At 61.1% G+C, this 12568-nt stretch carries 9 protein-coding genes; all 9 read right to left on the reverse strand.

The features are described from left to right. Nucleotides 1-58 precede the first annotated feature (58 nt). Entirely contained in the window at nucleotides 59-1435 is a 1377-nt protein-coding gene (locus AB4N48_RS04125; protein ID WP_353188706.1) for an L-serine ammonia-lyase, read from the reverse strand. Between the two features lie 206 nt (nucleotides 1436-1641). Continuing rightward, complete coding sequence (gene gcvP / locus AB4N48_RS04130; RefSeq protein ID WP_236168323.1) at nucleotides 1642-4494, reverse strand: aminomethyl-transferring glycine dehydrogenase; 2853 nt, start codon at nucleotides 4492-4494, stop codon at nucleotides 1642-1644. An 11-nt stretch (nucleotides 4495-4505) separates the two neighbouring features. Next, the gene (gcvH, locus tag AB4N48_RS04135) at nucleotides 4506-4889 is read right to left on the reverse strand and encodes a glycine cleavage system protein GcvH (RefSeq protein WP_150741947.1); all 384 of its coding nucleotides are present in this window, start codon (nucleotides 4887-4889) and stop codon (nucleotides 4506-4508) included. A 451-nt stretch (nucleotides 4890-5340) separates the two neighbouring features. Continuing rightward, nucleotides 5341-6849: a sigma-54-dependent transcriptional regulator gene (locus tag AB4N48_RS04140; protein WP_095181474.1), complete on the reverse strand. Its 1509-nt coding sequence runs from the start codon at nucleotides 6847-6849 to the stop codon at nucleotides 5341-5343. Nucleotides 6850-7096: 247 nt separating this feature from the next. Next, nucleotides 7097-7459: a DUF5064 family protein gene (locus tag AB4N48_RS04145; protein ID WP_041479784.1), complete on the reverse strand. Its 363-nt coding sequence runs from the start codon at nucleotides 7457-7459 to the stop codon at nucleotides 7097-7099. Nucleotides 7460-7521: 62 nt separating this feature from the next. Then, nucleotides 7522-8451 (reverse strand): carbamate kinase, encoded by a 930-nt coding sequence (gene arcC / locus AB4N48_RS04150; protein WP_056787936.1) that lies wholly within the window; start codon nucleotides 8449-8451, stop codon nucleotides 7522-7524. A 191-nt stretch (nucleotides 8452-8642) separates the two neighbouring features. Continuing rightward, nucleotides 8643-9653 (reverse strand): ornithine carbamoyltransferase, encoded by a 1011-nt coding sequence (locus AB4N48_RS04155; RefSeq protein WP_041479782.1) that lies wholly within the window; start codon nucleotides 9651-9653, stop codon nucleotides 8643-8645. 68 nt (nucleotides 9654-9721) lie between these two features. After that, nucleotides 9722-10978, reverse strand: a complete 1257-nt coding sequence (arcA, locus tag AB4N48_RS04160; RefSeq protein WP_016773516.1) for an arginine deiminase — start codon at nucleotides 10976-10978, stop codon at nucleotides 9722-9724. A 35-nt stretch (nucleotides 10979-11013) separates the two neighbouring features. Next, nucleotides 11014-12441: an arginine-ornithine antiporter gene (arcD, locus tag AB4N48_RS04165; RefSeq protein ID WP_016773517.1), complete on the reverse strand. Its 1428-nt coding sequence runs from the start codon at nucleotides 12439-12441 to the stop codon at nucleotides 11014-11016. Nucleotides 12442-12568 lie beyond the last annotated feature (127 nt).

Below are 12568 nucleotides of genomic sequence, written 5' to 3' on the forward strand. Positions count from 1 at the left end.
TCACCCCAGCCCTCTCCCGGAGGGAGAGGGAGCTAGTTACGTTTGGCTGAGTTGGTAATCAGCATTCGATAATGTTGACCGCCAGGCCGCCGCGGGCGGTTTCCTTGTATTTGCTTTTCATGTCGGCGCCGGTCTGGCGCATGGTGCGGATGACTTTGTCGAGGGAGACGAAATGCTGGCCGTCGCCACGCATGGCCATGCGCACGGCATTGATGGCTTTCACCGAACCCATCGCATTGCGCTCGATGCACGGGACTTGTACCAGGCCGCCGATCGGGTCGCAGGTCAAACCGAGGTTGTGTTCCATGCCGATTTCCGCGGCGTTCTCGACTTGCTGCACGCTGCCGCCGAGCACTTCGCACAGAGCGCCGGCCGCCATTGAACAGGCCACACCGACTTCACCCTGACAACCGACTTCGGCGCCGGAGATCGAAGCGTTTTCCTTGTAAAGAATGCCGATCGCGGCAGCGGTCAGCAGAAAACGCACGACACCGTCGTCATTCGCCCCGGGGATAAAACGCATGTAGTAATGCAGCACCGCCGGAATGATCCCCGCCGCGCCATTGGTGGGCGCAGTGACCACGCGTCCGCCGTTGGCGTTTTCTTCGTTGACCGCCAGTGCATAAAGATTGACCCAGTCGAGCACCGACAGCGGATCGCGCAGGGCCGATTCCGGGCTCTTGCACAATTGCCGATGCAGCGCCGCCGCCCGGCGTTTGACCTTCAAACCGCCCGGCAAGATACCTTCGTTACGACAGCCAGCAGCGACGCAGTCCTGCATCACCTGCCAGATTTTCAGCAGGCCGGCACGGGTTTCGGCTTCCGGGCGCCAGGCGCTCTCGTTGGTCAGCATCACCTGGCTGATCGACAGCCCGTACGTGGCGCAATGACCGAGCAAGTCCTTGGCGCTTTTGAAAGGGAAGGTCAGTGGCGTTGCATCTTCGACGATGCGATCGGCACCGGCTGCATCTTCATCGACAACAAAACCACCGCCAACCGAGTAGTACTCGCGACTGCGGATCTGAATCCCCGCCGCATCGAAGGCGCGAAAGATCATGCCGTTGGGGTGATAGGCCAACGGTTTGCGGATCATTGCCAGATGTTCTTTCTCGTTGAACGCAATGCTGTGTTCGCCGAGCAGGTTCAAGCAGCCGTTGCCGCGAATTTCCTGCAGGCGCGCGGCGACGGTTTCGGTGTCGACTGTGTCCGGGTGCTCGCCTTCAAGGCCGAGCAGCACGGCTTTATCGCTGCCGTGACCTTTGCCGGTAGCACCGAGCGAACCGTACAGCTCGACACGCACGCTGGCGGTGCTGGTCAGCAGGTTTTCCCGGCGTAAGCCCTCGGCAAAGCGCGCAGCCGCGCGCATCGGGCCGACGGTGTGAGAACTGGAAGGACCGATGCCAATCTTGAACAGGTCGAACACGCTTAACGACATGAGTGGTTCTCCGGTTTCTTGTTATAGGGATTGGCGCAGTTTTTGAGATCGGTGCAGATCCCTTGTGGGAGCGAGCCTGCTCGCGAAAGCGTCGGATCAGCCACCATTTACGTTGACTGAAATGGCGCCTTCGCGAGCAGGCTCGCTCCCACAGGGGGATCTAGGGTATTGCTGAAATCGGGGCCGATATTCAGCCCCTCATTCCATTAAGCGTAGCTTTCGATCGACGGGCAGGCACAGACCAGGTTGCGATCGCCGAAGACGTTGTCGACACGGCCGACCGGCGGCCAGTATTTGCCTTCGATCAGCGACGCGACCGGGTAAACGGCTTGCTCGCGGCTGTACGGGTGGGTCCATTCGCCGACCAGTTCCGCTGCGGTGTGCGGGGCGTTTTTCAGTGGGTTGTCTTCCTTGTCCAGGGTGCCGTTTTCCACTGCGCGGATTTCTTCGCGGATGCGGATCATCGCGTCGCAGAAGCGGTCCAGTTCTTCCTTGGATTCGCTTTCGGTCGGCTCGATCATCAATGTGCCGGCGACCGGGAACGACATGGTCGGCGCGTGGAAACCGAAGTCGATCAGGCGCTTGGCGACGTCATCGACGCTGATGCCGCTGCTGTCTTTCAGCGGACGCAGATCGAGGATGCACTCGTGCGCCACCAGGCCGTTGCTGCCGGTGTACAGCACTGGGTAATGCTCTTCGAGGCGACGGGAAATGTAGTTGGCATTGAGGATCGCCAGTTGCGAAGCGCGCTTCAGACCCGCGCCACCCATCATGCGGATGTACATCCAGGTAATCGGCAGAATGCTCGCGCTGCCGAACGGTGCCGCGCAGACCGCGCCTTCCTTGCGTTCCATCTGGCCGTGGCCCGGCAGGAACGGGGTCAGGTGCGACTTGACGCCGATCGGGCCAACGCCCGGGCCGCCACCGCCGTGCGGGATGCAGAAGGTTTTGTGCAGGTTCAGGTGCGAAACGTCGCCGCCGAACTTGCCCGGTGCGCAGAGGCCGACCATGGCGTTCATGTTGGCGCCGTCGATATACACCTGGCCGCCGTTGTCGTGAATGATCGCGCAGATCTCGCGAATGCCTTCTTCGAACACGCCGTGGGTCGACGGGTAGGTGATCATCAGCGCGGCGAGGTGTTCGCGGTGCTCGATGGCTTTGGCGCGCAGGTCTTCGATGTCGACGTTGCCACGGGCATCGCACGCGGTGACGACCACACGCATACCAGCCATTTGCGCGGTGGCCGGGTTGGTGCCGTGGGCCGACGACGGGATCAGGCAGATGTCGCGGCGCTCATCGCCACGGCTCTGGTGGTAGGCGCGGATCGCCAGGAGACCTGCGTATTCACCTTGCGAACCGGCGTTCGGTTGCAACGAGATCGAGTCGTAACCGGTGGCGGCGCAGAGCATCGCTTCCAGCTCGTCGGTCAGTTGCTGGTAACCGGCGCTTTGTGCGGCCGGGGCGAACGGGTGCAGTGCACCGAATTCGGCCCAGGTCACCGGGATCATTTCACTGGCGGCGTTGAGTTTCATGGTGCACGAGCCTAGCGGAATCATGGTGCGATCCAGTGCCAGGTCCTTGTCCGCCAGTTTGCGCAGGTAGCGCATCAGCTCGGTTTCCGAGTGATAACGGTTGAACACCGGGTGGCTGAGGATCGGCGACTGGCGCACCAGCGCAGCAGGGATGGTGCTCTGCACCGAGGCGGCCAGCGCAGCGAAGTCCGGGAGGGTCTTGCCGTCGGCGAACAGGCCCCACAGGGTTTCGATATCAGCCTGAGTGGTGGTTTCGTCGACCGACAGGCCCAGACGTTCGGCGTCGATCACACGCAAATTGATCTGCTCAGCATGCGCCTTGTCGTGCAGCGCAGCGGTGTCTGCGCCGGTAGCGATGGTCAGGGTGTCGAAGAAACTGGCTTGTTCAACTTGAGTGCCCAGCGCGGTCAGGCCCTTGGCCAGGATCGCGGTCAGGTGATGCACGCGGTTGGCGATCTGCGTCAGGCCTTTCGGGCCGTGGTACACGGCGTACATGCTGGCGATGTTGGCCAGCAGCACCTGGGCGGTGCAGATATTCGACGTGGCCTTTTCGCGGCGGATGTGTTGCTCGCGGGTCTGCATCGCCAGACGCAGGGCCGGCTTGCCGAAACGGTCAACCGAGACACCGACCAGACGGCCCGGCATGTCGCGCTTGAACGCATCTTTGGTGGAGAAGTAAGCGGCGTGCGGGCCACCGAAGCCCAGCGGCACGCCGAAGCGTTGCGCCGAACCGATGGCGACGTCGGCACCGAATTCGCCCGGTGCGGTGAGCAGGGTCAGGGCGAGCAGGTCAGCGGCCACGGCCACCAGAGCGTTGGCGGCGTGGAAGCGCTCGGTCAGTTCGCGGTAGTCGAACACATCACCGTTGCTCGCCGGGTATTGCAGCAGCGCGCCGAAGAACGGCGTGACGTCAGTCAGTTCGCGCTCATCGCCCACGACCACGTCAATACCGAGCGGCTCGGCACGGGTGCGCAGCACGTCGAGGGTCTGTGGATGGCTGTGGATCGAGGCGAAGAACTGGTGGCTGCCCTTGTTCTTGCTCAGGCGTTTGCAGAAGGTCATGGCTTCGGCAGCGGCGGTGGCTTCGTCGAGCAGCGAGGCGTTGGCGATCGGCAGGCCGGTGAGGTCGCTGATCATGGTCTGGAAGTTCAGCAGCGCTTCGAGACGGCCCTGGGAAATTTCTGGCTGGTACGGGGTGTAAGCGGTGTACCAGGCCGGGTTTTCCAGCAGGTTGCGCAGGATCGGCGAAGGCGTGTGGCAGTTGTAGTAGCCCTGGCCGATGTAGGTCTTGAACAGCTGATTCTTGCCAGCGATGGATTTGATCATCGCCAGGGCGTCGGCTTCGCTGAGGCCGTCATCCATGCCCAGCACGCTGGTGCCCTTGATGCTTTCCGGGATGACGCTGGCGCTCAGCGCTTCGAGGGAATCGAAGCCGAGGCTGTTGAGCATGGCTTGCTCGTCACCGGCGCGCGGGCCGATGTGACGGGCGATGAATTCGTTGGCGGTGCCGAGATTGATGGCGGTCATGGGATAATTCCTCAGGCTTCGGCTTGGGCTTTGATCAGGCGGTCATAGGCGTCCTGATCGAGCAGTTCGCCGACAGCGGCGGCGTCGCTTGGCTGGAAGCGGAAGAACCAGCCTTCGCCCAGCGGATCTTCGTTGACCAGTTCCGGGGCGTTTTCCAGCGCCGGGTTGACTTCCAGCACGTCGCCATCGAGCGGCATGTACACGCCGCTGGCGGCTTTCACCGATTCCACGGTGGCGGCTTCAGCGCCTTTTTCGTAAGCCTGCAGCTCAGGCAGTTGCACGAACACCACGTCGCCCAAGGCGTTCTGCGCGAATGCGGTGATGCCGACAGTAACGCTGCCGTCGGCTTCGGTGCGCAGCCATTCGTGATCTTCAGTAAAACGCAACTCGCTCATGGAAACTCCTCAGGGGCCAGACTCGTCTGGTGGACGAGGTGGAAAGCTTGGGGCGGGGAAGCCCTTAATAGATGAGGAGGCAGGTAGCAAGAATGCGGCCAAGGTTGATTTACCCATATAAATCAATGGGTTGCTTGGTTTTGACGTTTGTTGGGATGCTGGAGTTGTAGCGAAATCGCTACAGCTTGGGGCGGGGAGAAAAGCTGAACGGGATCAAAGCGTTGCGCAGCGCTGGTCACAGGCGACTGTAGCGATATCGTTCCGCTGTAGCGCTTTCGGTACAGGTGGAGGTCGTTTTTGAACGGATTTCGAATACACCATAAAACCCTGTGGGAGCGAGCCTGCTCGCGAATACGGTGTGTCAGGCGCCAGCTATTTTGCTGATAGACCGCTTTCGCGAGCAGGCTCGCTCCCACATGGGGAATTTCCTGCAATAGGGATGCGTGGTGAGTCAGGGTTTATTGGGAATGCCGTATTTGCGCAGGCGATGGGCGATGGCGGTGTGCGAGGTTTGCAATCGGCTCGCCAGTTGCCGGGTCGAGGGATAGCTGACGTAAAGCTTTTCCAGCAGCGCTCTTTCGAACGATTCGACCGCTTGTTCGAGACTTTCCACCTCAGTGTCGGTCTGGCGCGCGACGGAGGTGCCGGCGATGTCGAGGTCGCCGATGTCGACCAGGCTGCTCTCGCAAATCGCCGCCGCACGGAAAATCACGTTCTGCAGTTGCCGCACGTTGCCCGGCCAGCGATTGCCGAGCAGCGCCGGATAAGTGCCGGGCGCCAGGCGGCAGACCGGGCGCTGGATCTGCGCACAGGCCTGCTGCATGAAGTAGCGCGCCAGCAGCAAAATGTCCTGGCCGCGTTCACGCAGCGGCGGCACTTCGACGTTGAGCACGTTGAGGCGATAGAACAGGTCCTCGCGGAACAGGCCTTCGCTGACCATTTTTTCCAGATCGCGGTGGGTCGCGCTGAGGATGCGCACGTTGACCTTCACTTCACGATCACCACCGACGCGGCGGAAGCTGCCGTCGTTGAGAAAACGCAGGAGTTTGGCCTGCAAGTACGGCGACATCTCGCCGATTTCATCGAGGAACACCGTGCCCTGGTTGGCCAGTTCCATCAGCCCTGGCTTACCGCCACGCGCCGCACCGGTGAAGGCGCCGGGGGCGTAGCCGAACAGTTCGCTTTCGGCGAGGTTCTCCGGCAGCGCCGCGCAGTTGAGGGCGAGAAACGGAGCGCTGTGCCGTGCACTGATGGCATGGCAAGCGCGGGCGACGAGTTCTTTACCGGTACCGGTTTCGCCTTGAATCAACAACGGTGCATCAAGGGCGGCGACGCGTTGCGCGCGGGCCTTGAGTGTGCGGATCGCCGGAGACTCGCCGAGCAGCGCGTCGAAGCCTTCGGCGTGATCGTGGTGCAGTGCCGAGAGTTGTTCGCCGATGCGGTTCGGTTGATACAGGGTCAGCAGGGCGCCGGCGTCGGTGATCGGCGTGGCGTCGAGCAGCAGGGTCTGGCCGTTGACGGTGATTTCGCGCAGCGGCAGGCGAAAACCGTTTTCCAGCAGGGTATCGAGCAGGCCGGGATCATTGAACAGCGCCGAGACGCTTTCACCGGCCGGTTCGCGACCGTACAGGGCAATCAACGCCGGGTTGGCCAGCAGCACCTTGCCGGCGCTGTCGAGGGCCAGCACCGGGTCGGTCATCGCCGCGAGCAGGGCATCTAGCTGCAAGTGCCGGCGCTGGCCGGGGAGGATATCGACCACGGTCACCGCTTCCACGCCGAGCACGCGAAACAGCGCATCTTTCAGTTCTTCGAGCACTTGCGGGCTGAGGGTCGGCGCGTCGATGTAGACGTTCGGCGGGATCATCTCCACCGCATCCAGATTGAGATTGCGCCCACCGAGGATAGCCAGGACTTCCTGGGTGATGCCGACGCGGTCGATGAAGCTGACGTGGATACGCATGGGGGCGGTTCAGTGATCTGTAGTGCGGAGGGGGGCAAGTATGCCTTAAATCAAAAGCCCCCTCACCCCAGCCCTCTCCCGGAGGGGAGAGGGAGCCGACCGAGGTGTCTGGGGTTATGCATCGACCTGAAAGTACCGGGCGATTATGGATTCAGTGATGCAGGATCAGGCCGACGCAATGCTGCAGCATCCCCCAATCAGTCCCCTCTCCCTCCGGGAGAGGGCTAGGGTGAGGGGCTTTTGATTTTTATTCGAAATGCTCGAGGTTCACCGGATCCCCCGACTGCATATTCAACTTCTGCCGAATGTCTTCAAACATCAGATCGTAATGCTTGTGCACCGAGCCGATCTGGCTGTGGGTCTTGGGTATGCCGTACTTCTCGGCGATCCGCGTGACATCGCGGGCGAAGTTGTAGGCCTCTTCCTTGGGCAGGAAAAACGCCTCCTTCATGTCCTTGCCCTGCATGCTGCCGTGCAGGGTGAACTGAATCCCCTTGCCTTTCTGCGGGTCGGTGAACACTTCATAGTCCAGATGCACGTTGTAATTGACGTCATCGTCGGTCAACGCGTGCCGCTCGATGTGCAGATGACCAGGTTCGAACTGGGCCATTGAGCTACTCCTTTCAAGGCATGGAAGCGGAGCAGGCCTTGAGCCTGCCCCGGCGTTTATTGTTATCGGTAGCTGATCCCCGGCTTCGCCGTGCTGACCCGCGTACCGGCGGTGCCCTGGACGATGGCTTCGATATCGGCCAGCGAACCGATCACCGCGACCTTGCCAGTATGGCGCGCGAATTCGCAGGCTGCCTGCACCTTCGGTCCCATGGAGCCGGCGGCGAAACCAAGGCGTTCGAGTTCGTCCGGGTGGGCTTCGGCGATGGCTTTCTGCGTCGGCTTGCCGTAATCGATGAACGCTGCGTTGACGTCAGTGGCGATTACCAGCAGATCGGCTTCCAGTTGCTCGGCGAGCAACGACGAGCACAGGTCCTTGTCGATCACCGCCTCGATACCCTTGAGGTTACGGTTTTCGTCATACATGGTCGGAATGCCGCCGCCACCAGCGCAAATGACGATGCTGCCCTTGTCCAGCAGCCACTTGATCGGGCGGATTTCGAAGATGCGTTTCGGCCGTGGACTGGCGACGACGCGGCGGAATTTGTCGCCATCCGGGGCAATCGCCCAGCCTTTTTCGGCGGCGAGTTTTTCCGCTTCGGCTTTCTCGTAGACCGGGCCGATCGGCTTGCTCGGCTTCTTGAAAGCCGGGTCGTTGGCATCGACTTCAACCTGAGTCAGCAGGGTGGCGAACGGCACTTCGAAGTCGAGCAGATTGCCCAGTTCCTGTTCGATGATGTAGCCGATCATGCCTTCGGTTTCGGCACCGAGCACGTCCAGCGGGTATGGGGTGACAGAGGTGTAGGCCGCCGCTTGCAGCGACAGCAGGCCGACTTGCGGGCCATTGCCGTGGGCGATGACCAGTTGGTTGCCGGGATGGATCTTGGCGATTTGCTCGGTGGCGATGCGGATGTTGGCGCGCTGGTTGTCAGCGGTCATCGGCTCACCACGGCGGAGCAGGGCGTTACCGCCCAGAGCTACGACGATACGCATGGTGCAATCCTTCTAAGCAGAGGAATGACAAACGATTCGATCTCCCTGCTGGAACCGATATCCCTGTGGGAGCGAGCCTGCTCGCGAACGCGTCAGATCAGTCGACATCGCTGTTGAATGACCCACCGCTTTCGCGAGCAGGCTCGCTCCCACATTGGGTTTCCGGTTCCTTCAGTGGGAGCGCTGTGGCGTCAGAGATCAGCCAGGGTCGAGACCAGAATCGCCTTGATCGTGTGCATGCGGTTTTCCGCTTGCTCGAAGGCAATGCAGGCCGGCGACTCGAACACGTCATCGGTCACTTCAATACCGTTTTTCAGGTGCGGATATTGTTCGGCGATCTGTTTGCCGACCTTGGTGTCGCTGTTGTGGAACGCCGGCAGGCAGTGCATGAACTTGGTACGCGGGTTGCCGGTGGCCTTCATCAGCTCGGCGTTGACCTGATACGGCAGCAGTTGCTGAATGCGCTCGGCCCAGGCTTCCACCGGTTCACCCATCGATACCCAGACATCGGTGTGAATGAAGTCCACGCCCTTGACCGCTTCTTTCGGATCTTCGGTGAGGGTGATGCGTGCGCCACTTTCCTCGCCGTATTTTTTGCAGCGCGCGACCAGATCGTCCAACGGCCACAGCGCTTTCGGCGCGCAGATGCGCACGTCCATGCCCAGTTTGGCGCCGATCAGCAGCAGCGAGTTGCCCATGTTGTTGCGCGCGTCGCCCAAGTAGGCGTAGCTGATTTCGTGGATCGGCTTGTCAGCGTGCTCACGCATGGTCAGCACGTCGGCGATCATCTGGGTCGGGTGATATTCATCGGTCAGGCCGTTGAACACCGGCACGCCGGCGAACTTGGCCAGCTCCTCGACGATTTCCTGTTTGAAGCCACGGTACTCGATGGCGTCATACATGCGCCCGAGCACGCGGGCGGTGTCCTTCATGCTTTCCTTGTGGCCGATCTGCGAGGAGTTCGGGTCGATGTAAGTGACGTTGGCGCCTTGGTCATAGGCCGCCACTTCGAAGGCGCAACGGGTACGGGTCGAAGTTTTCTCGAAAATCAGGGCGATGTTGTTGCCCTTCAGGTGTTGTTGCTCGGTGCCGGTGTATTTCGCGCGTTTCAGATCGCGGGACAGGTCGAGCAAGTAACGCAATTCGCGAGGGGTGTGGTGTTCCAGGCTGAGCAGGTTACGGTTGTGAATGTTAAAAGCCATGATGGATCTCCTTGGGTTTCGGTTATCCCCTTGGCCGCGCTGGATAAGTCGCGGCGAAGGCTCAAAGATTAGTAGTCGATCGGGTCGCGGATGATCGGGCAGGTCATGCAGTGGCCGCCGCCACGGCCTCGGCCGAGTTCGCCGGCGCTGATGGTGATGACCTCCACGCCAGCCTTGCGCAGCAGGGTGTTGGTGTAGGTGTTGCGGTCGTAGCCGATGACCACGCCCGGCTCCATCGCCACCACGTTGTTGCCGTCGTCCCATTGCTCGCGTTCGGCGGCGAAGCTGTTGCCGCCGGTTTCCACCACGCGCAGTTTCGGCAGATTCAGCGCCGCAGCGACGGTGTCGAGGAAGCTGCCTTCTTCGCGGCGGATGTCGATGCCACCCTGTTTGCTTTCGTCAGGACGCAGGGTGAAGGCGACGATCTGGTTGACCACTTCCGGGAAGATCGTCACCAGGTCGCGGTCGCAGAAGCTGAACACGGTGTCCAGGTGCATTGCTGCGCGGGACTTCGGCAGGCCGGCGACGATGACTTTTTCCACCGCTTTGTTGTTGAACAGGTTCAGCGCCAGTTGGCCGATGGCCTGCCGCGATGAGCGCTCGCCCATGCCGATCAGCACCACGCCGTTGCCGATCGGCATGACGTCGCCGCCCTCAAGGGTGGAGTTGCCGTGGTCCTTGTCCGGGTCGCCGTACCAGATCTCGAATTCGGCGTTGGTGAATTGCGGATGGAATTTATAGATGGCGGTGGTCAGCAGGGTTTCCTGACGGCGCGCCGGCCAGTACATCGGGTTCAGCGTCACGCCACCGTAGATCCAGCAGGTAGTGTCACGGGTGAACTGGGTATTGGGCAGCGGCGGCAGGATGAAGCTGGAGTGGCCGAGGAAGTCGCGGAACATCTGGATGGTCTTGCCACCGAAGCTGTCCGGCAGATCATCGGCCGACACGCCGCCAATCAGGAATTCGGCGATGTGGCGTGGCTCGAGGCTTTTCAGCCAGGATTTCACTTCGCTGATCAGGCCCAGGCCCACCGAGTCGGCAGTGACTTTGCGCTCAAGAATCCAGTCCAGCGCTTCGGGGATGGCAACGATGTCGGTCAGCAGGTTGTGCATTTCCACCACGTCGATGCCGCGCTCGCGCATCTTGGTGACGAAGTCGAAGTGATCGCGCTTGGCCTGCGCCACCCACAGCACGTCATCGAACAGCAGTTCATCGCAGTTGTTCGGGGTCAGCCGCTGATGGGCCAGACCTGGGGAGCAAACCATGACTTTACGCAGTTTCCCGGCTTCGGAGTGGACGCCGTACTTCACTTTTTCCGTGGTCATTTCTGTGTTCCTCCAGATGACAATTCAATCAGGGGTTACAGCGTCAGGAAGCCATCGTAGAGACCATAGGCCGCCACCACGGCACCCACGACCACTGCGGCGAAAATCAGCTTCTCGACGTTGGTGAAAACCGGTTGTTTGAGTTCCAGCTTGGCCTTGGCGAACAGGATCGCGCCGGGCGCGTAGAGCAGGGCCGACAGCAGCAGGTACTTGACCCCGCCGGCGTACAACAACCACACCGCATAGATCAGGGCGATACCGCCGATGATCAGATCCTTGCGCCGCTCGGCGGCAAAGCCTTCGTAGCTCTCGCCGCGCACCGCCAGCAGCAGGGCATAGGCCGCCGACCACAGGTAGGGCACCAGAATCATCGAAGTGGCGAGGTAGATCAGTGACAGGTAAGTGCTGGCCGAGAACAGGGTGATGATCAGGAACACCTGCACCATCGCGTTGGTCAGCCACAGGGCGTTGACCGGCACATGGTTGGCGTTTTCCTTGCGCAGAAACTCCGGCATGGTGTGGTCTTTGGCGGCGGCGAACATGATCTCCGCACACAGCAGCACCCACGACAGCAGCGCACCGAGCAGCGAGATGATCAAGCCGACGCTGATCAGCACCGCACCCCAGTGACCAACCACATGCTCAAGCACGGCGGCCATCGACGGGTTCTGCAGTTTCGCCAGTTCCGGCTGGGTCATGATGCCCAGCGACAGCACGTTCACCAGCACCAGAAACAGCAGCACGGTGATGAAGCCGATCACGGTGGCCTTGCCGACATCCGAGCGTTTCTCGGCGCGGGCGGAGAAGATGCTCGCGCCTTCGATACCGATGAACACCCAGACGGTGACCAGCATCATGTTGCGCACCTGGTTCATCACACTGCCCAAGTCAGGGTTTTTCACGCCCCAGATGTCGGCGGTGAAGATGTCCAGTCTGAACGCGAAGACTGCGATCAACACGAACAGCAGCAGCGGCACGACCTTGGCGACGGTGGTCACCAGGTTGATGAACGCCGCTTCCTTGATCCCGCGCAACACCAGAAAATGCACGCCCCACAGCAGCAAGGACGCGCCGATCACCGCCGCCGGGGTATTGCCTTCGCCGAAGATCGGAAAGAAATAGCCGAGGGTGCTGAACAGCAGAACGAAGTAACCGACGTTGCCCAGCCAGGCGCTGATCCAGTAGCCCCAGGCCGATGAGAAACCCATGTAGTCGCCGAATCCGGCCTTGGCGTAGGCGTAGACTCCGCCGTCCAGATCAGGCTTGCGATTGGCGAGGGTCTGAAAGACAAATGCGAGGGTGAGCATGCCGACTGCGGTGATGGCCCAGCCGATCAGCACTGCACCGACGTCGGCGCTGGCGGCCATGTTTTGTGGCAACGAAAATATCCCGCCGCCAATCATTGAACCGACTACCAGTGCAACCAGTGCACCGAGTCTTAGTTTTCCGGGCGCTTCAGACATTTGCATGACTCCATTGCAGGAAAGGAGAGCTCACAGCCTAGTACCGTTGTCTGTTCGAATAGCTGACTTGGATCAGTGCATGGCCACATTCCATTGTTAATGAATGACTTATCCACCCGTTGCGGGC

The organism is Pseudomonas sp. S2_C11 (assembly GCF_054668395.1).